This window comes from Acinetobacter seifertii (assembly GCF_016064815.1).
GTDB classification, from domain to species: Bacteria; Pseudomonadota; Gammaproteobacteria; order Pseudomonadales; family Moraxellaceae; genus Acinetobacter; species Acinetobacter seifertii.
The window spans coordinates 618,911-644,786 of sequence record NZ_CP065820.1; the positions used below are offsets into that span (position 1 = coordinate 618,911).

Annotated in this window: 24 protein-coding genes and 1 riboswitch; of the genes, 13 read left to right on the forward strand and 11 right to left on the reverse strand. The window is 39.4% G+C overall.

All coding sequences use genetic code 11. The features are described from left to right. Nucleotides 1–41: 41 nt before the first annotated feature. The 4 genes from I8T81_RS03060 to I8T81_RS03075 form a co-directional block, all read right to left on the reverse strand. Nucleotides 42–524, reverse strand: coding sequence for a phosphate-starvation-inducible protein PsiE (locus I8T81_RS03060; RefSeq protein WP_004705685.1), 483 nt, complete (start codon nucleotides 522–524; stop codon nucleotides 42–44). A gap of 119 nt (nucleotides 525–643) precedes the next feature. Continuing rightward, entirely contained in the window at nucleotides 644–2,425 is a 1,782-nt protein-coding gene (locus tag I8T81_RS03065) for an acyl-CoA dehydrogenase C-terminal domain-containing protein (protein WP_004705686.1), read from the reverse strand. Between the two features lie 167 nt (nucleotides 2,426–2,592). Then, nucleotides 2,593–4,395: an acyl-CoA dehydrogenase C-terminal domain-containing protein gene (locus tag I8T81_RS03070; RefSeq protein WP_198072091.1), complete on the reverse strand. Its 1,803-nt coding sequence runs from the start codon at nucleotides 4,393–4,395 to the stop codon at nucleotides 2,593–2,595. A 292-nt stretch (nucleotides 4,396–4,687) separates the two neighbouring features. Next, a complete protein-coding gene (locus I8T81_RS03075; protein ID WP_198072092.1) occupies nucleotides 4,688–5,065 on the reverse strand; it encodes a hypothetical protein in 378 nt (125 codons plus the stop codon). A gap of 132 nt (nucleotides 5,066–5,197) precedes the next feature. On the opposite strand from I8T81_RS03075, the gene baeS reads away from it, so the two are divergent. Both baeS and I8T81_RS03085 read left to right on the forward strand, forming a co-directional pair. Then, a complete protein-coding gene (baeS, locus tag I8T81_RS03080) occupies nucleotides 5,198–6,859 on the forward strand; it encodes a sensor histidine kinase efflux regulator BaeS (protein WP_068936740.1) in 1,662 nt (553 codons plus the stop codon). Nucleotides 6,860–6,878: 19 nt separating this feature from the next. Then, the gene (locus I8T81_RS03085; RefSeq protein ID WP_019457495.1) at nucleotides 6,879–7,565 is read left to right on the forward strand and encodes a response regulator; all 687 of its coding nucleotides are present in this window, start codon (nucleotides 6,879–6,881) and stop codon (nucleotides 7,563–7,565) included. A gap of 70 nt (nucleotides 7,566–7,635) precedes the next feature. Here I8T81_RS03085 and I8T81_RS03090 read toward each other — a convergent pair whose 3' ends face one another. From I8T81_RS03090 to I8T81_RS03100, 3 genes are all read right to left on the reverse strand, one after another. After that, nucleotides 7,636–8,217 carry a L,D-transpeptidase family protein gene (locus I8T81_RS03090; RefSeq protein ID WP_191001119.1) on the reverse strand — a complete coding sequence of 194 codons (582 nt, stop codon included), beginning with the start codon at nucleotides 8,215–8,217 and terminating at the stop codon, nucleotides 7,636–7,638. A gap of 64 nt (nucleotides 8,218–8,281) precedes the next feature. Then, nucleotides 8,282–9,724, reverse strand: a complete 1,443-nt coding sequence (locus tag I8T81_RS03095) for a protein adenylyltransferase SelO (protein ID WP_198072093.1) — start codon at nucleotides 9,722–9,724, stop codon at nucleotides 8,282–8,284. Nucleotides 9,725–9,838: 114 nt separating this feature from the next. After that, a complete protein-coding gene (locus I8T81_RS03100) occupies nucleotides 9,839–11,011 on the reverse strand; it encodes an acyl-CoA desaturase (protein ID WP_198072094.1) in 1,173 nt (390 codons plus the stop codon). Nucleotides 11,012–11,219: 208 nt separating this feature from the next. Between I8T81_RS03100 and I8T81_RS03105 the strand changes: the two genes are divergently transcribed. Next, a complete protein-coding gene (locus I8T81_RS03105) occupies nucleotides 11,220–11,750 on the forward strand; it encodes an META domain-containing protein (protein WP_198072095.1) in 531 nt (176 codons plus the stop codon). A 28-nt stretch (nucleotides 11,751–11,778) separates the two neighbouring features. Here I8T81_RS03105 and I8T81_RS03110 read toward each other — a convergent pair whose 3' ends face one another. From I8T81_RS03110 to I8T81_RS03120, 3 genes are all read right to left on the reverse strand, one after another. Beyond that, nucleotides 11,779–12,492, reverse strand: a complete 714-nt coding sequence (locus tag I8T81_RS03110) for a glycerophosphodiester phosphodiesterase (RefSeq protein ID WP_198072096.1) — start codon at nucleotides 12,490–12,492, stop codon at nucleotides 11,779–11,781. 73 nt (nucleotides 12,493–12,565) lie between these two features. After that, nucleotides 12,566–13,144 (reverse strand): cob(I)yrinic acid a,c-diamide adenosyltransferase, encoded by a 579-nt coding sequence (locus I8T81_RS03115; RefSeq protein ID WP_042075961.1) that lies wholly within the window; start codon nucleotides 13,142–13,144, stop codon nucleotides 12,566–12,568. Nucleotides 13,145–13,240: 96 nt separating this feature from the next. After that, entirely contained in the window at nucleotides 13,241–15,148 is a 1,908-nt protein-coding gene (locus I8T81_RS03120; protein WP_191001122.1) for a TonB-dependent receptor plug domain-containing protein, read from the reverse strand. Nucleotides 15,149–15,172: 24 nt separating this feature from the next. Beyond that, a riboswitch (cobalamin riboswitch) is annotated at nucleotides 15,173–15,379 on the reverse strand. Nucleotides 15,380–15,505: 126 nt separating this feature from the next. Between I8T81_RS03120 and I8T81_RS03125 the strand changes: the two genes are divergently transcribed. The 5 genes from I8T81_RS03125 (at nucleotide 15,506) to I8T81_RS03145 (ending at nucleotide 19,525) form a co-directional block, all read left to right on the forward strand. Continuing rightward, entirely contained in the window at nucleotides 15,506–16,165 is a 660-nt protein-coding gene (locus tag I8T81_RS03125) for a phosphoribosylanthranilate isomerase (protein WP_151761672.1), read from the forward strand. Beyond that, entirely contained in the window at nucleotides 16,149–17,378 is a 1,230-nt protein-coding gene (gene trpB, locus I8T81_RS03130; RefSeq protein ID WP_004705701.1) for a tryptophan synthase subunit beta, read from the forward strand. Before I8T81_RS03125 ends, trpB begins: the two co-directional genes overlap by 17 nt. 9 nt (nucleotides 17,379–17,387) lie before the next feature. Next, nucleotides 17,388–17,897 (forward strand): DUF1543 domain-containing protein, encoded by a 510-nt coding sequence (locus I8T81_RS03135; protein ID WP_198072097.1) that lies wholly within the window; start codon nucleotides 17,388–17,390, stop codon nucleotides 17,895–17,897. A 152-nt stretch (nucleotides 17,898–18,049) separates the two neighbouring features. Continuing rightward, nucleotides 18,050–18,262: a hypothetical protein gene (locus I8T81_RS03140; RefSeq protein WP_002051387.1), complete on the forward strand. Its 213-nt coding sequence runs from the start codon at nucleotides 18,050–18,052 to the stop codon at nucleotides 18,260–18,262. 267 nt (nucleotides 18,263–18,529) lie between these two features. Continuing rightward, on the forward strand, nucleotides 18,530–19,525 hold the full coding sequence (locus I8T81_RS03145; RefSeq protein WP_151749784.1) for a DUF2804 domain-containing protein: 996 nt from the start codon (nucleotides 18,530–18,532) through the stop codon (nucleotides 19,523–19,525). Nucleotides 19,526–19,533: 8 nt separating this feature from the next. Here the strand turns inward: I8T81_RS03145 and I8T81_RS03150 are convergent, their stop codons facing one another. Then, a complete protein-coding gene (locus I8T81_RS03150) occupies nucleotides 19,534–20,409 on the reverse strand; it encodes a metal-dependent hydrolase (protein WP_004705704.1) in 876 nt (291 codons plus the stop codon). A gap of 121 nt (nucleotides 20,410–20,530) precedes the next feature. Here I8T81_RS03150 and I8T81_RS03155 point away from each other — a divergent pair, with 121 nt between their 5' ends. The 5 genes from I8T81_RS03155 (at nucleotide 20,531) to I8T81_RS03175 (ending at nucleotide 25,854) form a co-directional block, all read left to right on the forward strand. Further along, the gene (locus I8T81_RS03155; protein WP_004705705.1) at nucleotides 20,531–21,577 is read left to right on the forward strand and encodes an AraC family transcriptional regulator; all 1,047 of its coding nucleotides are present in this window, start codon (nucleotides 20,531–20,533) and stop codon (nucleotides 21,575–21,577) included. 248 nt (nucleotides 21,578–21,825) lie between these two features. Then, nucleotides 21,826–22,629, forward strand: coding sequence for a tryptophan synthase subunit alpha (gene trpA / locus I8T81_RS03160; protein WP_198072098.1), 804 nt, complete (start codon nucleotides 21,826–21,828; stop codon nucleotides 22,627–22,629). Then, on the forward strand, nucleotides 22,626–23,522 hold the full coding sequence (gene accD, locus I8T81_RS03165; protein WP_004705709.1) for an acetyl-CoA carboxylase, carboxyltransferase subunit beta: 897 nt from the start codon (nucleotides 22,626–22,628) through the stop codon (nucleotides 23,520–23,522). Before trpA ends, accD begins: the two co-directional genes overlap by 4 nt. Continuing rightward, the gene (gene folC, locus I8T81_RS03170; RefSeq protein WP_198072099.1) at nucleotides 23,519–24,805 is read left to right on the forward strand and encodes a bifunctional tetrahydrofolate synthase/dihydrofolate synthase; all 1,287 of its coding nucleotides are present in this window, start codon (nucleotides 23,519–23,521) and stop codon (nucleotides 24,803–24,805) included. The genes accD and folC overlap by 4 nt, the downstream gene beginning before the upstream one ends. After that, nucleotides 24,796–25,854, forward strand: coding sequence for an SPOR domain-containing protein (locus tag I8T81_RS03175; RefSeq protein ID WP_077168736.1), 1,059 nt, complete (start codon nucleotides 24,796–24,798; stop codon nucleotides 25,852–25,854). The genes folC and I8T81_RS03175 overlap by 10 nt, the downstream gene beginning before the upstream one ends. The last annotated feature ends 22 nt before the right edge of the window (nucleotides 25,855–25,876 follow it).

Genomic DNA, 25,876 nt, shown 5'->3' on the forward strand with positions numbered 1-25,876 from the left:
AATATAGAATATTAAAAAGGCCTCAATATAGAGGCCTTTTTTTATGCTAACTCATCATCTTGTGGCTGAGGAGTTTTGAGTGAGACTGGGGTCTTTGAATGCTTTTCTTTCATGACCGATGGATAATTCCATGAAGCAAAACGAACGACTAAAATGGAAATCGCTAAAATTAAAATTGAACCAGTAATAATGACTTGATCGATATCCGCTTTATGATCATGTTGAATGTCGGAAATGAGTAGTCGGGTTAAGGCTGTAATTGCAACATAAATAAGAAAGCGTACAGGCATGTGATTGGTTTTAAAGTAAATCCCAACCATTGCGCCAAGTTCTAGGTAGATAAATAATAGTAAAATATCATCAATTGATGCATATTTTTTAATAGTTAAAATTTCAAAAACGGTATGTGCCGCTGACCATGCCACCATACAGCCGATAATGAATAAAGCCAAATAATGAAAAGCTTCAACAGCATAGTGTCCAAATCGGTCGAGTGTTCTTTCAAACTTTTTAGGATCAGGCATAGTAAAATCTTTTTTGATATGAGTATGCCTAGAAAATAAACAAATTTTATGCCAATAGAAATAGTAAATACAAAATAAAAAACGCCTGAGTAATCAGGCGTTTTTTATGAAAAATTTAATTATGCTTGGTTGGTAAAGTAGTCTTCACTAAAGCCCATAATTAAGTCAGCACCCGCTTTAATTTTAGCAATACGTGCATCAATATCTGGCAAGATACGTTCAACAAAGTATTGAGCTAAAGCAAGTTTGTTTTGGTAGAAATCACCAGACTTATCTTTAGCTGCAGCAGAAATTTTTGCAAACATATAAGCGAAGCTGAGTAAGCCCACTGCATGTAAATAATCAACAGCAGCAGCATTTGGGAAGTCTACGTTTTCAGCAGCTTGCTCAATAATAAACTGAGTAATCGCTTCAATTTCAGTTGCAGCATCTAATGTTGCATCTTTAATGAAATTCAAATCTGTGTCTAGATCATTTGCAAAGTCACGAATCTCAGTGATGTATTCAGCAATGAATGCGCCGCCACATTTAATAGTTTTACGACCAATTAAATCTTGAGATTGAACGCCGTTGGTACCTTCGTAGATTTGAGCAATACGAAGATCACGAATACATTGTTCCATACCCCATTCACGAATATAACCGTGACCACCAAATACCATCTGAGCATCTAAAGTTGCTTGAAATGCTGTATCTGTGAGGTAAGCTTTTGCAATTGGTGTTAAAAGCGCAACGCGATTATTGGCTTTTTTCACCGCTTCTGCATCAGTTGAGAACTTAGTGATATCGAGTTGTTGACCTACATAAACAGCAAATGCACGAGAAGCTTCGTTGTTGGCACGTACGTTAAGTAGCATACGACGTACATCACCATGTACTAAAATGCTGTCAGCAGGTTTATTTGGTGATTGAACGCCTGCAGCACTACGACCTTGTAAACGGTCAGTCGCATATTGAGCAGCATTTTGATAAGCAAACTCAGAAGCGCCTAAGCCTTGAATACCCATTGATAAACGTTCGTAGTTCATCATCACGAACATTGCAGCAAGCCCTTCGTTTTCTTTACCAACGAGGTAACCTTTTGCGCCATCAAAGTTCATTACACAAGTAGCAGATGCTTTGATCCCCATTTTATGTTCAATAGAACCTGGGCCAACATGGTTACGGTCGCCTAACGAGCCATCTTCATTTACTAGGTATTTCGGTACAATAAATAGTGAGATACCACGTGAACCCGCAGGAGCATCAGGAGTTTTAGCAAGTACCAAGTGAATGATATTTTCTGCTAAATCGTTGTCACCGCCTGTAATGAAGATTTTAGTACCGGTAATGTTATAAGTCCCGTCTTCGTTACGTTCTGCTTTAGTTTTAATAATACCTAAGTCAGTACCTGCATGTGGTTCAGTCAAGCACATGGTACCTGACCATTCGCCTGAATAAATCTTAGGTAAATAAGTTTCTTTTTGTTCTTGAGATGCATAGCTGCTTAAAGCCATACCTGCACCCACTGAAAGAAGCGGGTAGAGCATGAAAGATGGGTTTGTCGCAAATAACATTTCATCGGCAAGAACGGTCAGCATTTTTGGCATGCCTTGACCGCCCCATTCTTCATCTGCGCCTAAGCCAATCCAACCACCTTCTGCATATTGACGAAATGCATCTTTAAAGCCAGCAGGAGTAAAGACTTCGCCGTTTTCGTAGCGAGCGCCTTCTTCATCACCAGTACGGTTTAATGGATGAGTCACGTTCTGAGCAAATTTAGCCATTTCTTCTAAAATTGCTTCAGCAGTTGCAGCATCTACATGAGCGAGTTTCTCATTAGACTGCCAAAATTGTTCTGCTTTAAATACATCATTTAAGATGAATTTCATATCAGCTAAAGGAGCATTGTAAATTGGCATAATCGTTCACCTTTTTTATGCACATCGACCTGTGCTAGATATCCTGTAAAACGAAATGGATATTGAATTTAAAGTCTAAATTTATCACTGATTTTATAAAAAAAGGACCGTCAAAACTGAGCAGTCCTTTTTTAGTTTTTAACATTGCATATCGCAACTAACTATGGTTAGAAAGCGAAATGTTCAGCATCTAATGACATCAATGGGTCTAGACCACCAGCAATCACGTCTACATGAGAACGTACGCGTGGCAAGATTTTCTTGAAGTAGAAGCGAGCAGTGGTAACTTTCGCGTTGTAGAAATCAACGTCAGTTGTACCTTCTGCCAATTTCTCTTGTGCTACAAGCGCCATACGAGCCCATAGATAACCTAAAGTCACGTAACCAGCGAAGTATAGGTAATCTACAGCAGCAGCACCCACTTCATCCGGATTTTGCATTGCACGCATACCGATTTGCATAGTGAGATCGCCCCATTCTTTGTTAAGCGCAGCAAGTGGCTCAACAAATTCTTTCATGGCAGCATTGTCTTTATTTGCTTCTACAAACTTATGAACAATCTTGGTGAAATCACGAAGCATTGCACCTTGAGTTTGTAAAACTTTACGGCCTAACAAGTCTAGTGCTTGAATTTCAGTTGTACCTTCATACAAGCAAGCAATACGTGTATCACGTACAATTTGCTCCATGCCATGCTCAGAAATAAAGCCATGACCACCGAAGACTTGAACACCATGCTTAGCAGACTCAGAACCTGTTTCAGTTAAGAAAGCTTTTGCAATTGGAGTTAATAAAGACAAGATGTTGTCAGCAAACTTACGCTCTTCTTCAGTTTCGCCTTTTTCAACGATATCTGCATATTGAGCGAGTAAGTAAACAAGTGCACGACCGCCTTCAGCAAATGCTTTTTGAGTTAAAAGCATGTTACGAACAGCAGGGTGAACAATAATTGGATCTGCTTCTTTTTCTGGAGCTTTAGGACCAGAAAGTGAACGCATTGCTAAACGATCTTTCGCGTAAGTTAAAGCACCTTGGAAAGATGACTCAGACGCTGCTAAACCTTGAACTGCAGTACCAATACGTGCTGTGTTCATGAAAGTGAACATACAGTTCAGCCCACGGTTTTCAGGTCCAATCAAGTAACCTTTAGCTTGGTCAAAGTTAATCACACAAGTCGCGTTACCATGGATACCCATTTTGTGTTCGATAGAACCACAACGCACAGCGTTACGCTCGCCCACAGTTCCATCTGCATTTACATGGAATTTAGGAACGATGAATAAAGAAATACCTTTAGTACCTTTTGGTGCACCTGGAAGTCGAGCAAGAACAATATGGATGATGTTGTCAGCCATGTCATGTTCACCAGCAGAGATAAAGATTTTCTCGCCAGAAATTGCATAGCTACCATCTGCATTTGGTTCTGCTTTAGTACGGATAATGCCTAAGTCTGAACCTGCATGAGATTCAGTTAAGCACATCGTACCTGTCCAAATACCAGAAACAAGGTTAGGCAAGTAAGTATTTTTTTGTTCATCAGAACCATGATGTTCTAATGTACGTACTGCTCCGTGAGATAAGCCAGGGTACATACCCCATGCCCAGTTAGAGCTACCAACCATTTCTGAAATTGCGATACCTAAAGAGTTAGGTAGGCCTTGACCGCCGTATTGTTCTTCTGCTGATAAAGACGGGAAGCCAAGTTCGATGTATTTTTGATAAGCTTCTTTAAAGCCTGTTGGTGTAGTAACAACACCATCATTCCAAGTACAACCTTCACGGTCGCCAACTTGGTTTAAAGGAGAAAGTTCATTTTCACAGAAGTCTGCCGCAGCTTCTAAATATTGATCAACCAATTCACGGCTTACGTTACCTTGGAAATCAGGTAATTTTGCATAGTGCTCTTCTGCATTTAATAATTCATGCAAAACGAATTGCATATCACGTAAGGGCGCTTTGTATTGTGGCATATCGGGTTCCTCAATACTGGTGAAACCAGAGTTATAATCCTAATCTACGATAATGTGCCATAAGAGGCACCTTGAACCATTACATCGTGCAACAACTTGCATAACTGTACAAGCACCTCGGGGCCTTTACTTTGTGACTGCAAAGTCAAGAAAAAAATACTTGAACTATGTAAGTGCTTTGAGTGTAAATACTTTTAGTGAAGTTTAGATGATACAAATAGTCAAAATCGTAAGTAGTTATGTACATAAAAAAAGGCGCCTAGAGGCGCCTTTTGCTTTGTTCGATTATGCGTTATTTTGCTTGAACTGGTGCAGGGGCTGGAGCATTAACTGGTGGTTGAGGGCGCTTTGGTTCAAAACGTAAGTTACACGTACCTTCAAGTGTTCTATCTCCAACTTGAACATTTACAGCTTGACCATTTGCTTTGCCTTCACATGCTTTTTGAATTTGTTCAAAACGAGCTTGACGCTCTGCGCGGTGCTGCTCCCACGCTGCTTTTTGTTCAGGAGTAAATTCACGGTGCTTCATACGGTGATGACCATCTCGTGGACCATCTTGCATCATGTCATGTTCTGGTTTAGGAGGTTGATTCATTGATTGACACGCAGCCAAACTACCCATAGTTACAATTGCTGCACTGAATAATGCAATTTTAGCAGTCATTTTCATATCTAAAGCCCTTTTAATGTTTGTTTCCACATACCTTAAAGATTAGATAATAAAGATGAAGAAACAATGGAGAGTTTTTCTTTTGGTTGTTAGTTACAATGAAAAATATAGGGTAAAAATGAGAGAGTACTTTTGAACGTACTACGTGTTCCAATTGCATTGCGGCTATTTTTAACAGTCTTGCTGACTACATTGTTAATTGCAACCGCAAGTTTGAGTGTTCTGCACTGGACGATGCAAAAGAACTTTGCCAAATATGTGGCCGATGTTGAAATGCAAAAGCTAGATCGGCTCATGACCAATCTTGGAAATGTGTATAGCGTTTATCATGATTGGGGAAATGCAATTCAGGCGCAAATCTTACAAATTGAAGGAACGGCAGCGCCAGACGATTATGACCGTCTCTCGCAGTGGTGGTTAAGACGTCAATATGATATTGCGATTCAGCAGCATTCGTTCGATGAACACACGCTCATTAATGTTTCTCCAGATGGAGCGACAGCAAATAAAAATTCTATTTTTAGTGATGAAGAGCTACGTACACTTGAAAAGAATTTACCTTCAGAATATCAACCATTTGAAGGCTTAAAATTTCCATTAAGCGCAAACCAATTCCGTCCGCGTGATGATAAAAAAGGTAATTCAAAAAAAGGAAGTCTTAAAGATATTGAGACACAAAATGGCAAAAAGCGCTTTATTGCCTTACCTGACCGTCTAGGCTTAAGTTCTCGTTTATCTTTATATGATGCCAAACATCAATTTGTAGTTGGTGAACCTCCATCGTCAGATCAAATGTCTTACCGTCCTATTATGGTGAATGATCAGGTGGTAGGGTACTTAGGACTAAAACCAGTTCTAGATAAAGAAGATGCTTTAAGTATTAATTTCTTTAGTAATCAAAAGCGTTATTTACTTTTAATTTATGCTTTAACTTTACTATCGAGCTTAGTTGCAGCACTTTTAATGGCAACTTATTTTAAAAAGCCAATTCAACGTTTATTAAATGCAACAAAGGAGTTAACCAAAGGTAATTACCAACATCAAGTAGTGATTAAACGAAATGATGAACTTGGTGATTTATCAACTCAATTGAACCATTTAGCCGAGATTTTACATCAACATGAAGAATCACGCCGTCAATGGGTCGCAGATACATCTCACGAGTTGAAAACACCGTTGGCCGTATTGCAAGCGCAAATCGAAGCAATGCAAGATGGTATTCGAAAGGCAACTCCTGAACATCTCGATGCCATGATGAGACAAGTTTCAAGCTTAAAGAAACTTACTCAAGACCTAGCAGATCTAGCACAGGCTGATGCTCAGCAACTTAAATGTTACTTAGGTTCAGTGAATCCGTGGGATGTTGTATTACAAGAAGTTGAAAACTTTAGACCTAAACTTGAGCAAGCAAATCTGGAAATTAAGGTTGAAGGTGAAGGGGTATCTTTACTGTTAGATCGTGATCGCTTTAAACAAATTATTGTTAATTTAATTAGTAATAGTATTCGTTACACAGAAACAGGTGGCAAAATTCATATTCATACAAGTCAAACTACTCAAGAGTGGACTTTGTATGTTGATGATAGCCCGTTTGGTTTAAGTGATGAGCAACTATTACGTTTAGGTGAGCGTTTTTATCGAGTAGATGATTCGCGTACGCGTAGTACAGGTGGAACAGGATTAGGCTTGGCTTTATCTTGTAAAATTGCGCAAGCGCTTGGTGGTACACTAAGTTTTGAACACTCTCCGTTGGGTGGTTTACGTTGTGTACTTACCTTTAAAAAGCAGAGTTAAATAAAAGGAAAAATGGCCGATGAAGCATGTAATGTTGGTTGAGGATGAAGTTGAGTTAGCGCATCTGGTACGTGATTATCTTGAAGCTGCTGGTTTCGAAGTAAGCATGTTTCATGATGGTCAAGATGCTTATACAAGCTTTCAACAACGTAAACCTAATTTAATGATTCTGGACTTAATGGTTCCAAGAATGGATGGTTTAACAATTTGTCGTAAGGTCCGTGAACAGTCAGACTTACCGATTATTATGGTGACTGCACGTACTGAAGAAATTGATCGAGTTTTAGGTCTCAATATGGGTGCTGATGATTACGTTTGTAAGCCATTTAGTCCAAAAGAGTTAGTTGCACGTGTACAGGCCGTTTTACGTCGTTTAGAGCGTAAGGCCGAGCCAGAGCAAAATGACTCCTTCCGTATTGATAAAGCTCAGCAAAGAATTTGGTATCAACAAAAGTCGTTAAGTTTAACGCCGACAGAATTTCGCCTACTTGAGCTATTTTTAGAACATGTCGGACAAGTTTATTCACGTGCGCAATTATTAGACCATATCAATCCAGACAGCTTTGATGTTGCTGACCGAGTTATTGATAGCCATATCAAAAACTTGCGCCGAAAAATTAGTGAAGCAGCTGAAACTGGTAACCGTCATGAATGGATTCAAGCTGTTTATGGCGTTGGTTACCGCTTCGAGTATCCAGAAGAGTAAACTGTTCAGAAAAGTTATTCTGTGGATAACCACAATGTTATCCACAGAAAATGTGGATAGTTTTCAAAGATTATGGATAAATTATAATCTTGGTATGATTAGGGACTAATTGCCAAATTTCATCTATATCTACATTTCTAACTGCGATACATCCTAAAGTCCAATCTTTGTGTGGCATATAACTTGAACTAAAAGGTATCCATAAAAAGGACTTTGGGGCAGATCCATGGATCATGATATTCCCGCCTGCCGGCTGATTATGCTGTTTAGCATAGGCAACATCTTGTGTATTTGGATAGGAAATATGCAATGATTTATAGAAAACACTTTTGGGATTGCGCCAGTCTATAGAATAAACACCTTCAGGTGTTTTACCGTCATTTTCAAAATTTTTATGCCCTTCAGGGTTGAAGCCTAAACGAATACGGTAACGACGAATTACTTCCTGATCACTTTTAAGTAGAAGGATGCGTTGATTTTTAAACACTTCAATTGAGGTTATAGGTTTTGTCTTTATAAGGTTAGATATCTCATTACTTGTGAGTTCTTTATGAGAAGAGACAAAAGTAGGTAAATATTTTTCATACTTATAAAAAGCAATTCCAAGTGGAATGAATAGAAGTGTACAAATAATGATAGGTCTAATTTTCATATATTATTCTTTGATGTTTAAGAAACTCTCTTAAGTGACTTAAGAGAGTTTTAGTTTTTTAATATTAAGACGAACAACTTACCGCTACATCAGGCACATCACTTGGTAAAGGGCCTAAATCTTCTGGTTTTTCCAAATCTGGCTGTCTTGTATAAGGATGATTGAGTAGCTTAAACAAACGGTCTACCTCACTAAAATCATCTCGCTCCGCTGCTTCAATAGCACGTTGCGCCATATGATTACGTAAAATATAAACTGGATTTGCTTCTTGCATATTTGCATCAAGTTCATCTGTATCTTGATGTTCACGAATATTTTCATATTGGCTAAGGAACTCGTCGAACTGTCGAATATCGAGGCAGTCATCACGTAGAGCCTTATACTCTTTATTTTGCAGTCGAATAAAACTTTGAGTGTAATCTAGCTGCTCGGTTTGTAAGATTCTTAAAAAAGCAAAACAACAATCAAGGCTATCTTTATGGAAATGAGGAAGTCCCATTTTTTTGCATAAACCAGTGGTGTAATGCTCAATAAAAGTCGGTTCAAATTCTTCTAAGCAAGCAGCTAACTCTTCTTTGAATTGCTCTTTTTGTTCAGGTTCAGCAAGTGGAACTAGATTATTTAACCAAGTCCATAAATTCCAGTGTGCAATACTTGGCTGGTTTTGGTAGGTGTAACGACCTTGATAATCGGAATGGTTATTAATCCAGTTCGGGCGGAAACGTTCCATAAAACCATATGGACCAAAATCGAGTGTAGAACCTGTAATATTTAAGTTATCGGTATTCATTACGCCGTGAGCAAAACCGACCAATTGCCATTTGGCAATCATGATGGCTGTATTTCTAATCACAGCTTTAGCAAAAGCTAAAATAGGTTGTTCCTCTTGTTGGCATTCTGGATAGTGCCATTCAATACATTTTTGAGTGAACTCAGCTAATAACTCTGGTGCATATTGATTGATCCATTCAAAGTGTCCTAAACGAATATGACATTCAGATGTTCTGAGCAGCATTGCGCCCGGTTCTAGTTTTTCACGCTGTACACCTTGAGCAGAGCTTGTAAAACCTACTGCGTGACTTGAAGCGACCCCTAGAGCATTTAAGGCATGACCTGCTAAATATTCACGAATAACAGAGCGTAAAACTGCTCGACCATCTCCCATACGTGAATAGGGGGTAGGGCCAGCACCCTTTAAATGTAAATCGATGGTTTGGCCATTTTTATTCAGAATTTGTCCAATGAGTAAACCACGTCCGTCGCCTAGCTGACCTGCCCATTGCCCAAATTGATGGCCTGCATAAACCATTGCTAAAGGTGGAAACTCTGAGAAAGTCCGTTGACCACTGCAAATTTCTACCCATGCCTCTTTTTCTTCATCCGTCCATTGTAGTTCTTCGGCTAAAGCTAAATTGAAGTGTCCAGCTTTCGCACCACGAAGAGGAGTGGGCTGCTGTATATGAAAAAGCTTAGGATTGAGTGATGAATAAAGCGGATTAAAGTGCATAGACTGGACTAAATATTTGAGGCGAACTTCACTATACCATAGTTAAAAACCAGCCAAAAAAATAGCGCCTGCAAAGCATGGCTTTTACAGGCGCTATTTCGAACTAGAGTCGTATTAGTCTGGTACGATGTTAGTGTTCTTTTTAATGTTGCGCATTAAAGTTTCTAAACACTCACGGTGATGACTCAAACGATGTTCAAGCAATTGGAAATCAACCTTTAACTTATGATCCATTTTATGAATCTTTTCAGCCATAGCTGCTTTCTTCGCTTGTAACTCTTGTTCTTTGAGTTTCGCCCAGTCATTTAAAGTGTGGGTAAATGCTTCATATTCTTGAGCAATGCGTTGCTTCATTTGGCTCATGTCAGCATTTACATCATGGCCATAAATAGCAAGGTCTTGTTCAGCATATTTAAACTTCATTGCCAATTCTGCTTTTTTAATATTAAAGCTTGGAATACGGCGTAAGTTCTTTGCTAAACCAACTTTAGAACATGTCCAGATTAACCATTTAGTTGGGTCATATTGCCACCACTTCACACCATTACGATAATCGTATTGGAAAATATGGTGATAGTTATGATAACCCTCGCCCCATGTTGCAATCGCTAACCAGAAGTTATCGCGTGCTGAGTTTTCATCGGTATAAGGGCGTTTACCAAACATATGGCAAAGTGAGTTAATGAAGAATGTTACTTGATGGCTAATGATTAAACGCAATAAACCACCGAGAAGTACAACTCCCCATAAGTCGCCAGTTGCCCAGCCAACTAAACCTAAAATACCGACATGAACTGCTACAACCATTAGACCGTAGTATTTATGTTGGAACATCACTAGTTTGTCATTGAGCAAATCAGGTGCATTTTTAAAGTCAGGTTTAGATGGAGAATGATCGCGGATCATCCAACCCATATGGGCATACCAAAAACCACGTTCAATTGAGTATGGATCTTCATCCACATGGTCAACATGACGATGGTGAGTACGGTGACCAGATGCCCAAAACAGAATACTGTTTTGTACAGCAAATGTGCCTGCAATCATTAAAAGAATTTTAAGTGGTAATGACGCTTCATAAGCACGGTGTGCCCAAAGACGATGGTAACCAGCAGTAATCCCCATGCTACTTAAAGCTAAAAGAAAAAATAAGCTTACCCATGCGCTTACACTAAAATCATAATAATACGCATAAATCGGGATTATGATTGCAGCAAGAATTGGTAAACCAATTAAGGTAATGCTAGCGGTCCAGTTAATTGGGGCCTTGAGTGGGGCGGAAGTCATATCCGGCAGCGCTCCTAGAAACCTTGTTAAACAAGGTAAAAAGACAAAACGACATAGCAAAACCAATCATCAAGATTTATTGCTATTTTGAACATTATATTAGCATGTGCTTAGTGAGAATCACTAATATTATTGTACAGATGTACTGAAAGAACCGTAACAGAATTAAACCATGCTTGGCAACATTTCAGATAGGAGAAGTTGTGTAATGAAAATACAGCGATTGAGAAAAATGGATAGCATTGATATTGCAAAGAAATTGCCATTGAAATGTCTTTTCATCACAATCAGCCTTGTATTGGCAGCATGTCAAAGCACGCCGCAACAAAATATTCAAAAAGGCCATGTAAAACCCACACACCATGTACAAACCCAAGTAGTCAAGAAGAAAGTGAGCCCAGAAGGTGTTCAAGACATTGACTGGCAAATTACTCAGATCAACGGGCATAAGGCAAAATTCTTTAACCAATGGCCGACTCTTTCATTGAACTCAGCAGTCAAAACTGTGTCTGGTCATACGGGATGTAACCGTATTTTTGGCCGATATACTTTCGACTTCAATCAAAAGAAACTAGATATGGAAGTTAATGCCGGTCATTCGAGTTGTGATGGCGCTTTGGCTCAAGAAGCAGAACTAGTTGACTCTTTACAACGTATTCAACGCTTCCAGTTGGTAGGTAATACTTTGTATTTACTTGATCAGAACGGACAACGTCTAATTCAGGCAGAGAAAAAATAAAAGGTGGTTAATACCACCTTTTTTCTATTTAAAGAGCTTCGAGCATTGTTGTAGGAATATCCGTAATTAAACCTTGAATATCTAAATCACGGAGCCTTTTCACTCTTTCTACATCATTTACTGTCCATACACTAATGTTTAAACCTGCTTGATGAGACAGTTGAATCATTTCATCTGTAGCAAGTTGGTCATGCCAACCAATATGACCGCAACCATATTGATGAGCGAGTTCAATTGCTGCGGCTCCCACTGGAATTTCAACTAACAAGCCGCGTTTAAATTGTGAATCGATGTCACGTAAAGCAGTTAAAATTTGAAGATCGAAACTTGTGATAGTCACGACTTTTTCATAACCCTGTAATTCAGTTTCAAGCTTTTGAACTAACTTTTCTGCAAATGCCATATCTCTTACTGCTTTAACTTCAACTTCAATATGCTCGAAGTTATCAAGCAATTTTAAAACACCTGTAAGAGTTGGTGTTGGCTCTGGATTTGGCCAATTGGGCCAGTTTTGACGATTATCAAATGTTAAAGCTTGAGCTAAAGTCGATTGCTCAACAATTTGATCGACTCCAGCTGTACGTAAAAAATTATCGTCATGAATAACGATCAGCTCTTGGTCTTGAAGCTGACGAATATCAAATTCGACACCACGAATACCTAAGTTTTTTATGTGCTGAAAACCACCTAATGTATTTTCAGGAGCTTCTCGGCGTGCACCACGATGACCAATAATGCGCATAATTTTCTTCTATTCAGTTATTGTTGGTTATGGTCTCTTAAAAAGCAGAGACCATACTTAAATTAGTCTATTTTTAAATAATCTCATTAATATTTTTTTGCCAAAGGACTTCTTGTCCACCTTCGGCACGTTGTAAAGCACGAGATGCGACAAATAACCAGTCAGATAGACGGTTTAAAAGTTGGAGCGCTGTGGCTTGAATATTTTGATCACGAGTTTGTACCGACAGCAGAGATCGTTCTGCACGACGACAAACAGCACGCGCTTGATGAGCGTAACTGCAAGATAAAGAGCCAGATGGCAGAATAAACTCTTTCAGCATAGGCAAATCTTCATTCATACGGTCAATTTCTTTTTCCAGAAACTCAATACAAACGGGCTGAAGTAAATTGTAGTTTGGAATACAAACTTCGCCACCTAAATCGAAAAGCCAATGTTGAATTAGGCTTAGACTCTTGTCCCAATCTGCTTTATTAGTCACTTGGCTGGCTGTGATTTGTGCGCGTAGTACACCAATAATGGCATTGAGTTCATCGACATCACCAAGCGCCGCAATTCGTAAATCATCTTTGGCAACACGAGAGCCATCGCCTAAACCTGTTGTACCTGAGTCGCCTGTGCGTGTATAGATTTTACTTAAACGGTGTCCCATGATGGATATCCTGAACATAAAAAAGGGGATAATGTCGGTCAAAACATTACCCCGAAACTGGAGTTAAGAAAATATTTTTATAATCTAGAGTGAAAATTAATAACGGAAAGTTACGCCAACAGAAGCTTGGCGACCTCCATCTACATACCAATTTCCAAAGTTGTAAACCGTTTTGTAATCTACATCGCCTACATTTTGAATATTGGTAAATAATTTTACGTTTGGATTGATATTCCAGTAAGCATTTAGATCGACAGTAGCATAGCCAGGGACTTTTTGCGGATTAGCACTATTCTGAGCATTAGAACTAGAACGGGCAATAAGCGAAGCGCTAATACCGTAAACGGTATTTTCTAAACCAGTAGTTAAAGTAAGGGTTTGTTTAGGACGATACGCAATTTCTAAACCAGATTCTTTATTCTCTGTTTTTACATAGGCATATTCAGTCGATAAGAACAGATCTTGCTGTTTCCATTTTAAACCGAATTCACCACCTGTAAATTCTGCTTTATTTATATTTTCATAATTAGCAACGGTAGCAAACGTTACAGGATTAAATACAGTATTGGTTGTGATTAAGTTTTTAACTTTAGTTTGATAAGCCGAAATCGAACCAGATAAATGACTATTAAATTGATGATCTGCACCAATTTCATAAGAGAAACTTTCTTCTGGTTTTAAATTTTGATTACCGTATGAATAGTAATTCCATGCTGGATTTTCATAAAAATAATAGAGTTCTGATAAGGATGGTGCTCTAAAGGCTGTTCCAATATTGGCATAAATACTAGTTGTCGGAAGTAGGAAGTAACGGATAGCACCTTGACCAACAGTATGTGTTCCGAACTTTTCATTGTCCTCTAAGCGAACGCCTAACTGTGTACTAATCTTATCAGTTTTATATTGGTGTTGAAGATAATAACCAGCGGAATCAATATCTTGTTTTCCATTTAATATGGAAGCATCTTTATATTCAGTTTTATCAATACTTGTACCAGCTAAGATGTTTTGTGTTGGTGTAAATTGCCATTTGATATTTAGATCCCCTTCATTACGTTTAGTATCTGCGTGGTAAGGTGAGGATTCACGGTACTCTTCGTTATCTTTGAAATTAGAATAACGTGCATTAATAGTGACATCAGATGTCGCTTTATATTCAACTTTTGTTGTGATTAATTGATTATCAAACTCTCTTCTTGCAGCATTATTCACACCACTATTTTCTGAGTAGTTGTTATTACCCTTATTTTGGCTGATTTCAACGCTGGCATTTAAGTCATTTTTATTGTTGTAACCTAATTTTGCACTATAACCTTTTTGGTCATAAGCTGCTTTCATATTCTCTGGTTGACTATCAAATATACGAGTACCATCGCTTTCCAAACGTTGTCCGCGAATTTGAGCATAGAACCCTTCATCACTGACTAAATCTGCCCCTACAATTGCTTTATAGGTTTTATTTTCACCATAAATACCTGTAATAAATGCAGAGTTCTTTTGAGGGGTAGCCGTAATCATTTGAATTACACCACCGATAGCATCACTACCGTATTGTACAGATGATGGACCTTTTAGAACTTCAATGCGCTCAACATCAGTTGTATCCAAGAACTCAGGATAGATAGGAGATAGTGTATTTGGTGTATTTAAGCGAGCACCATCTTTAAGTAATAAAACATGATTTGGGTTAGTGCCTCGAATAGAGAGGTTTGTACCTTGTCCAAGACCGCCATTTTGTTTGATATAAACAGAAGCATCTTTTTGGATGAGATCAGATAAATTGAATGCGGGATTCTGCTCAATGGTTTTTTCATCAATCACAGAAATACGCGCCGGAACTTCACTGGCTTTTTCTGCGCTTTTTGAAGCAGTCACTACAATTGGATCAAGCTGAGTTGTGGTAGTTGTATCTTCAGCAAAAATAACAGGTGAACACCCCATCGCAATAGCGATAGCCCCCACCAGACGGGTAGGTTGAAAAGACTTAGACATAACATGCTCCATACATTCACCCCACGTGAATGATCGGGTAGATAGATGAAACAAGCAGGTCTCCGGACTTCAGCGCCATAAATCATTTATGGACATATTCACCTTCCCACATCACTGCAGTGGTGTAAGTCGATCTCAACTTAAAAAATATGCTTTACATTGTTACCGTTGCGGGGGCAGTGCCGGACTTTCACCAGCTTCCCTAAAGCATCAATTGCTTACACTTGCTTCCATTTGAACGCAGTATAAAGTGCTGAATTACTTCCGACAATGTCATTTCGACCAATTCCCAGAGAACTTTTACGCAAGGGACAAAAATTGCATTACAATGGCGTTTATTTTAAAAAATGGTTGTAGTTTAGGCAGATCATGAGCCCATCAAACCAAAAACGTACACGAGCAAAAATCTGTGGAATTACTCGTAAGCAAGATGTTCAAGCAGTAGTTACAGCTGGAGCAGATGCGATAGGTTTTGTTTTTTTCCCGCCAAGTCCAAGAAATGTAACAGTTGAACAAGCACAAGAATTAGCAAAACACGTTCCGCCTTATGTACAAATGGTAGGTTTGTTTGTAAATGCGAGTGCTACTGAAATTCAGGATGTACTTGATTGTGTTCCCCTAGATGTATTACAACTACATGGCGATGAAACTCCAGAACAATGCCAAGATATTGCTCGCCATTGTAAACGTCGCTGGTATAAAGCGATTCAGGTCAAACCTGATCTGGATGTAGTTGCTGAAATTCAAAAATATCAGGCAGCTGGTGCCAGTGCTGTATTGCTCGATGCATGGCATCCTGAGCTCAAAGGGGGCACAGGTCATCAGTTTGACTGGTCTAAATTCCCGAAACTTGATATTCCATTAATTTTGGCAGGTGGTTTAACCCCTGACAATGTCATTGACGCTATTCATACTACCGGTGCTTTTGCAGTAGATGTGAGCGGAGGCGTAGAGTCCGCAAAAGGTATAAAAGACCAACAACTCATTGAACGATTTATGCAAGGAGTCCAACGTGGATCAGCAAAATAATGTGATTGACTATACCCAATTCCCAGATGCAAATGGGCATTTCGGTATCCATGGCGGACGTTTTGTGTCAGAAACATTAATGGCGGCATTAGAAGATTTAGAAAATCTCTATTCCCGCATGAAAAATGATGAACAGTTTCTGGCAGAATTCGACCGTGACCTCGCCTACTATGTAGGTCGTCCTAGTCCACTTTATTATGCTGAACGATGGTCAAAAGAGTTAGGTGGTGCGCAAATTTATCTTAAACGTGAAGACCTGAACCATACAGGCTCACACAAGGTAAATAACACGATTGGTCAGGCATTATTGGCAAAGCTTTCTGGCAAAAAACGTATTATTGCCGAAACTGGTGCAGGGCAACATGGTGTAGCAACAGCAACAATTGCAGCACGTTTAGGTCTTGAATGTGTTGTGTATATGGGTGCTGAAGACGTTAAACGTCAAGCAATGAACGTTTATCGTATGCGTTTGTTGGGTGCTACAGTTGTTCCTGTACAAAGCGGCTCTAAAACATTAAAAGATGCCATGAACGAAGCAATGCGTGACTGGGTAACCAATGTTGATAGTACTTACTATGTGATTGGTACAGTTGCTGGACCACATCCATATCCTCAATTGGTTCGTGACTTCCAATCTATTATTGGCCGTGAAGCACGTAAACAGATTTTGGAGCAAGCAGGTCGCTTACCAGATGCATTAGTTGCTTGTGTTGGTGGTGGTTCAAATGCAATGGGCTTGTTCTATCCATTCTTAAATGATGCCAACGTGAAAATGTATGGCGTTGAAGCTGCTGGTTTTGGTATTGAAACTGGAAAACACTCTGCGCCGTTAAATGCAGGGCATGTTGGTGTGTTGCATGGTAACCGTACTTACCTCATGAGTGATGCACAAGGCCAAATTATCGAGACACATAGTATCTCGGCAGGTTTGGACTATCCGGGTGTTGGTCCTGAACATAGCTTCTTGAAAGATATGAAGCGCGTAGAATACGTGCCAATTAACGATACAGAAGCTCTTCAAGGTTTCCGTGACTTAACCAAGATTGAAGGGATTATTCCTGCGCTTGAAAGCTCACATGCAATGGCGTATGTCTCTAAGCTTGCACCAACCATGTCTAAAGATCAGATTATTATTGCCACTGTTTCAGGCCGTGGTGATAAAGATTTAATGACAGTTGCACGCATTGATGGCGTAGAAATGGTTGAGATGTAAGAGGAAAAAATGCCAAGCTTGTTTATGGTGATGTTAGGTGGCCGTCATGCACGTGCCAATACAGAAGTCCATGATGTTGTGATGGCTGTAGGGGATACTTTGGAAGAAATTTACCCTCAACTTAAACAGGCTTGGTTTGGTGAGGCTCAAGGTTTACATATCGATGCTTGGGCCAAGCTCTCTGGTGTTAACTCTCAAAGGCAGAACTATCAAATCCAGTTTTCTGATGCAGCGCCGTCAGCTTCAGATCTAAAGTTGTATTTGATCAATCTGGGTGGCTATACACCTAATGCTTTTGGTGAGTTACATAGTTATCATTTGGTAGTTGCACCTAATGCGGTAAGTGCAAAAAAATTAGGTAAACAGTTTATTGATCAAGAGTGGCATAAGCCTCATACCGACCGTGTAGTGGATATTGATAATTGCATTCCGATTGACCATATTGCAGGTCGTTATATCCAACTAGTACAAGGTGAGTTCAATCCAACGCGTTGGGAAAACACTTATTTACTTCTCTAAGTGTTCTTAAAAAAGACTTAAAGGCAAAAATAAAATATAAAAAATTGCCGATCTCATGTATAGCTCTCTCAAATCGCAACTTTTTTGTAGCACTATTTACAATTCATCTCCTTAGACTAGAAGCTCAACATAAGCTCTTTGGAGTAATCAAAATGGGTCTTCTAGATGAAGTAGGTAAAATTGCTGGTGCAATTATCGCAGAACAAGGCGTCGATAAATTAGATCCAGATGCAGGTTTTCTAGAAAAAGCAGCAGGTGCCTTTGCTGGCTATGAAGCAGCAAAAATCGCTGAGAAAAAATTGGAAAATCAGGACAGTAACGAGCAAGAGTCAGAACCAGAACAAGCAAGTGATGATGACGCTTAACTTTTAGAAATTGAATTGCACTTAAATCATGAGTTGAATTTGATTTTGTTGATGGATTGGGTCATAGCTACTGCAATAGACCCTCAAAGAGTTTAAGTTATCGTATATCGATTTAAGTGAATAATAGAAAAAAGAGCATATTAATATGCTCTTTTTTTATGGCTCAACAAAACTTATTTGAAGATCAAAACAGATAAGTAGCCAATTGGTTAGTGATCAGTCTATTATTAGTCAATAGATGAGCAGGAAATCAACGGATAATAAATAATGGATTTAATTCAAGAAAATGGACAGCCTCGTTATGGGCGTTTTGAATCTGTACCGTCGACCATTCATGTACAACGTTATATTTATAAAACACCTTATGGTAAAGCCTTAAAGGGCTGGCGGAAGCAATTAAAGTATAAAAAATTTAAATTCTGCGGCATTCAGCATAAGCACTACAGTATTGGTTTAGCAATTGCAGATATTGGCTGGGTAGGCCATGGTTTTTTCTATATCTATGATCATGAAACAAAACAAGTCATTGAGTGGAATGCGATTCAGCCCTTAGGTCATAAAACTCATCTTGATGAACAGCCGTTATTTAATCAAAGCTATTTTTCTAAATCGCCTTATCAGATCGATATTCAGCATGCCAATGGTGTGCGATACATTCGGGTGACTAAATATGGTGAAATTTGTTTGAGTGCCCGTATTTTTTGTGCGGGGACAGATATCTTAAGTTTGTGTACCCCAACAGGTATTAATGGTTGGACGTATACCCAAAAGCAGACCACTTTGGCTGTTGAAGGTATGTTCATGAGTAAACAAAAACAACTTGTGCAATTTGATGAAAAGACGTTTGCATCCTTAGATGATACCTGTGGTTTTTTACGTCCTGAAACAGCGTGGTTTTGGCTTTCATGTAATTTTTGGGATGAGCAGGGGCGACGTATTGGGTTGAATTTGGCTTCTGGGGTTAATGAAAGTTTTGGTAATGAAAACTGTTTATGGGTGAATGGCGTTTTATTTCCACTTACAGATGTTTTATTTGAAAAAATAAATGATGAGACATGGAAAATTAGCTCTTTAGATCAAAAGCTTAATCTGCAAGTCCATATTGGTTGGTGTCGATACGAAAACATTAATCTAAGGATGATTGGAAGTCAGTTCAATCAGTGGCAAGCTAAAATAAGCGGCAGTATTGAACATGAGGCAATTGATACAATCACTTGCAATGAGCAATACGGACTATTAGAACAACATTATGCAAAATGGTAACAAGCAGGTTATAAACCTGCTTGCCAAAATGCTTCACCTGCTGCGATTGGGTCATTTGTTTTTTCTAAAGTTTCAATCCAAACAGGATACTGACGAATAACTGGATGTTGGCTTGGGTGAAAATCTTTTTTAAACCAGTCCAGATATTGTTTTTTCATGGCGGTTAATGTGCCATTTTTTCCAAAGAACCAAGGTAAACCTTTGAGTGTCATCGATAACCTTTCTTTAGGGCTAAAGCCATCACATTTCAACATGATGTTGGTTCTATAGAGTGTGAAACCAAACATGAGTACAGTTGTTAAAACAAGTACAAAACGACGAGTCGACTCTGGAACTTCGCCCACCTGTCTCATAACATCAAATGCCACATCTCGATGTTCCATTTCTTCAATGGCATGCCATGCAAATAATGCACGAACATAAGGATGTGCATTTTCTAAAGTTTTTTTATTGCTATAAAAAGTTTCCGCCATTAATGCTGTTAAATGTTCAGCTGCTGCTGTCATGGCAATATTGTATTGTGGTGAACGTTGGGTAAGCTCAAAACGGAAAATTCTTTTAAGTGTGCTTGTGAACTCATCTACAGGCATACCTTGCTCTTTCATGAGTTGATTCATTTTGTCATGGGCAATACCATGTTGAGCTTCTTGTTTAATAAAATCTGCCACTCGCTTTTGTAGTTCCGGATCATCAATTTTGTCACGGAACATTCGTACACATTCTATGAAGTAACGCTCTCCGTCTGGAAAGGTTAAGCTGAGTGCATCAAACATACGAGTCAAAAAGGGATCGTTATTAAACCAAAATCGTGGTGCTTCATTTAAATGAAAATCTAGATCTTTGCGAACCACTGGCTCGACCTGATAAGAAACATGTGCGTTCATCTTTGTATTTCTCGCAACTAAGCTTTTCCTTAGTATGTCGTGAATGGTCGGCTTTGTTTTGACAGTTATCGCCAATTTTTATACAGTTTGCGACAAGATGGCAGTAAAAAAAGGAAACGCCATGCAAGAATTTACGATCTCTAACGGGTACTTTTATCTTTGGAATACGTATTTAAAAGAAAAGGGAGTCGCTTGGCAGACACTTAATTTAAATGACACTCAAACTCGCCAAGTTCAAAATATTTTGTCTGCCTCTATTGATGCTCAATCTTCTTTGCATCTTTTCATTGAGCTTTTAGAATTGACTGAATCTCGATTACAAGTGACCAATTTGGCTTTAGAAATGGCAGCCTGTATTACACCTGCCAACTTTGGGGTGCTGGGTTACATGGCATCTAGAAGTGATACTTTGGGTCAAGTGGTTCAGTATATTGCTAAGTTTCACCGCTTAGTCATAGATGGCGAGCAAGTTGTACCTATACAAATTGAGCAAGATGCTTCCAAAATTCGATTGTATTGGCCTTTGGTTGATGCCAGTAATATTGTACTTAGTGAGTTAACTTTAGCAGCAATGGTACAGCTCGCTAAAGAGATTGCTCCCTTACATGATTTTCTTTTACAGCATATTGAGTTTGTACATCGACCTCGAGGTGCACTGGTTCATTATCAACGGTTCTTTCAGTGTAAATTGTCATTTGACCGACCTTACTATGCATTAACTTTTGCAAGTGAAAGTTTAAATGTACGTCCCCAGCATGCAGACCCAACTTTAGTACAGCTTTTAGTAAAACAAGCCGAAGAAGCTTTGGTTCAAAGAAAAGTACATACTGATTTAGTTCAGCAAATACATTGGATCGTACAAGAATATTTCAAGCATAAACAGCAAGCACCCAAAATAGAAGATATTGCCATCGAGCTCAATGTTTCAGTGAGGAGCTTGCAACGCCAACTACAGGCATTAAACACTTCATTTAAATTAATTTTAGATGCTGAGCGTATGAAGCGCTGCGAGATATTGTTAAGTCAAAATGAAAGTCTTACTGCAATTGCTGACCAGTTGGGTTATTCCGATCAGTCTGCACTTGCAAGGGCACATAAAAACTTAACAGGACAAACGTTACTCACTCGTAAAAAGCAATTGCAACTCGCCCATAAAAATACAGAGTAATAGAGTTTTTGATGTTTTTTTTGCTCAAATTGCAAATAAATAATGACTCAAAAATAGGAAGCTTTGATCATTGAGAAAAGTTTCAAAATATTGATAAATGTACGCCATGGGTTGTATGAATCATACAATCGAATATCGCCATAACGTTAGACCTGTTCAATGAGCAAAAAATAGCGTTAAAATGCGATGTTCTTGTATTTCTACAAACAACTCCTCAATTTTAAATAATTCAAGGAAAGCACAACCCTATGTCACGTCTTGCCACCCGTTTTGAAAAGTTGCAGTCCCAACAGCGTAAAGCACTTGTATCTTACGTCATGGCGGGTGATCCACAGCCACAAGTAACGGTACCGTTACTTCATAAAATGGTTGAGGCAGGAGTAGACGTCATTGAGCTTGGTTTACCATTTTCAGATCCAATGGCTGATGGGCCAGTAATTGCGCTTGCGGCTGAACGTGCACTTGCAGCAGGGACTAATACCTTAGATGCATTGAACATGGTAAAAGAGTTTCGTGAACAGGATCAGGAAACACCTGTAGTTTTGATGGGTTATCTCAATCCTGTTGAAGTAATTGGTTATGAAAAATTTGTTTCTTATGCGAAACAATGTGGTGTAGATGGCTTATTACTTGTGGACTTACCACCAGAAGAGTCAAAAGAATTTGGTGCAATCTTAAAACAGCATGATATGGACCAAATCTTCTTACTTGCACCAACTTCAACCGATCAACGTATTCAACACGTAGCAAATCAGGCAAGTGGGTTTATCTACTATGTTTCACTTAAGGGTGTAACAGGTGCAGCGACTTTAGATACTTCTGAAGCGGCTGCGCGTATTGAAAAAATCAAGAGTATGACTATCGTTCCAGTTGGCGTTGGTTTTGGTATTAGTGATGCTGCTTCCGCGAAAGCGATGGGTAGTGCTGCAGATGCTGTGATTGTAGGTAGTGCTTTCGTTAAATCTTTTGCAACGTTGACAGCTGAAGAAGCTGTTGAACAGACGGTGAATAAAGTCAAGGAGCTTCGAGCAGCGCTCGATGAGTTAGTATGAATCAAGAAGTGAAATCAGGGAAAGTTCTTAGCCCTTCGACACCATGGACACAACGACCAGTTCCAGGTATTGAAGTTGCAGATGAGCAACAGACTCTCAAAGCAACATTTACTGAGCCGACTATTGAGTGCCCTGAATGTCATGCTTTAGTGACACGTACCGCTATATCTTTTAACGCGTATGTATGTCCACAGTGTGATGAACACTTAAAAATGAAAGCTCGCGATCGCTTAAACTGGTTCTTCGACAATGTTGTGACTGAATTAGGTCAAGAGTTTAGTGCGAAAGATCCATTAAAGTTTGTTGATAGCAAACCGTATCCAGAACGTATGCGTGAAGCGCAAACTAAAACTGGTGAAACGGAAGCGTTAATTGCCATGCAAGGTAACTTAAATGGCGTAGACATGATTGCATGTGCTTTTGAGTTCGACTTTATGGGCGGCTCAATGGGTACTGTAGTAGGTGACCGTTTCGTTCAGGCGGCTGAGCTTGCAATTGAAAAACGCCAACCATTAATCTGCTTTGCAGCTTCTGGTGGTGCGCGTATGCAAGAAGGTATGTTGTCGCTTATGCAAATGGCGCGTACTTCTGCTGCGATTCAAAAATTAAAAGATGCTGGTTTACCTTATATCGTGGTGTTAACACATCCAGTTTATGGTGGTGTAACAGCTTCTTTAGCAATGTTGGGTGACATCCATATTGCAGAACCTAAAGCAATGATTGGCTTTGCTGGTAAACGTGTAATTGAGCAAACTGTACGTGAAACATTGGAAGAACCGTTCCAACGTGCTGAATATTTGCTTGATCATGGTGTAATCGATCAGATTGTTCATCGTCATGCTTTACGTGATACTGTATCTCGACTTGTATCGAAATTGATGAACTTACCTTGAAACAACAAGCTCCACTTTCAACAGACTCTTTAGATACATGGCTCAATTATTGGAGCCATGTTCACGTTACAGGGATCGATCTTGGTCTGGAACGTGTTATTCCGGTAGCAGAAAAATTAGGAGTGACTAAACCCACTGCTAAAGTTTTTACTGTTGCTGGAACGAACGGGAAAGGTTCAACTACAACAACACTTGCATCTATATTAAAAGCGCAAGGTTACAAAGTTGGGTTGTATCAATCACCGCATATCTATCGTTTTAACGAACGAGTCAAGTTAGGTGGAGTCGAGGTTGATGATCAAAGCCTGATTGACGCTTTTGTGCAAGTTGATCAGGCTCGTCGTGATTGCGCTTTAAGCTTATCTTTTTTTGAAGCAACCACTTTGGCTGCTTTTGTCATTTTTAAGCAACAACTATGCGATGTATGGGTGCTTGAAGTCGGTTTGGGCGGGCGTCTTGATGTCGTCAACGTCATTGATCCTAATATTGCTGTAATCACCAATATCGGTCTTGATCATACTGACTGGCTAGGCGATACCATTGAGAAAATTGCTTTTGAAAAAGCAGGTATTATTCGCCCTGATATTCCAGTGATTTTTGCAGGTGAACAATCTTTACCTCAGGCTATTCAAGATAAAGCCAATACTTCACAAGCGAAACTATACGCGATCAATAGAGATTATTTTTATAAACTCGCCAGTGACGGAAAACACTGGTATTTTGCAAGTGAAGGAACTACTTTAAAATTACCACTAGGGTCACTTGCAATTGAAAATATTGCAGGGGCAGTGGCTGCTATATTAAATAGCGGACTTGAAATCTCGCAATGCGCGCTAGAGCAGGGTATTGAAAAAGCACGCTTAGCAGGTCGTTTTGAAGTGCGCCAAGTTGATGGAAAAACCATAATTTTTGATGCCGGACATAATCCACATGGTGTTGAATTTTTGTTAAAGCAATTGCGAAATTTCTTAGAATACAATAAACAGTACACAGAAGTTGTCGCAGTATTTTCAATGCTGGCAGATAAAGATATAAAATCAGTAGTGGATTTATTGAAACCTACTGTTTTACATTGGAAAATTGCTGAGTTGAATGTGCCGCGTGCTGCACCGATTCAGCAGTTGAATGACGCCCTACAAGGCCAGACAATACAACAATTTGGCAATATCAAAGAGGCTTTTAAATCAGCGCTTGAGCAAACAAATAACAATCAGCTGATTTTAGCCTGTGGTTCGTTTCATACTTTAGAAGCGATTTGGGAGTATTTGGAAGAATGTCAATGAATAACAAACAACGCTGGATGGGTGGCGTTGTTTTATTAGGTGGTGGTGTTTTATTGGCAGCATTACTTCTAAAAGGAAATGAAGAAATAAAACATGTGGGCGCTGAACCACAGACCTCAACATCACCGAAATTACACGCTAAACCAAAGCCATCAGCACAAGAAGGGCAGATGGTACAGCTACAACCGCTTGCAGTGGATGTAGAAACAGAAAAACGTCTTCTTGAAGAACAACGCCGTTCTCGTGAAAAAGCGGTTGCTGAGCAAGAGGCTCGTGCTGCCGAATTCTTGGCAATGCAACAACAGGCCGAAGCAGATGCAGCCCGTAAAGCTGCTGCCGAATATGCTGCAATTAATGCTCGCCGAGCTGCTGCTCAAGAAAGCTCAGATAACATTCCTCCTGAAGTTGCAGGTTCTGATGGAAAGACAAAAGGACAGCAAACTGATACAAAAAAGTCAGTAGATACAGCTAAAGCAGAAGCCGATAAAAAAGCTGCTGAAGCAAAGAAACAAGCAGAAGCCGATAAAAAAGCCGCTGAGGCAAAACGTCAGGCTGAAGTTGATAAAAAAGCAGCAGAAGCCAAGAAGCAAGCAGAAGCTGATAAGAAAGCTGCTGAAGCTAAACATAAAGCTGAAGCCGAGAAAAAAGCGGCAGAAGCTAAACATCAAGCCGAGGCAGACAAAAAAGCTGAAGCTAAGAAGCATGCTGAAGCAGAAAAGAAAACAGCAGAAGCTAAGCACAAAGCTGACGCTGAGAAAAAAGCTGAAGCAGAGAAAGCGCGTGAGCTGCTTGAAAATGGCGATAAAAAGTGGATGGTACAAGTTGCATTGGCTGCCAATCAGGCAAATGCAGATGCTGTTGTCTCTAAACTACGTGCTAAAGGTTATAAGGTTACGACAAGTCCGACCAGTAAAGGTATCCGTATTATGGTTGGACCTGCGAAAGACCGTGATACAGCAGATGCAGCTCGTAAGAAAATTACCTCTGACTCCAGTTTAAACATGAAGTCAGCTTGGGTCATTGATTGGGTGCCATTAGATCAGCGCTAATCTGATCTAAGGTTGATTCAAG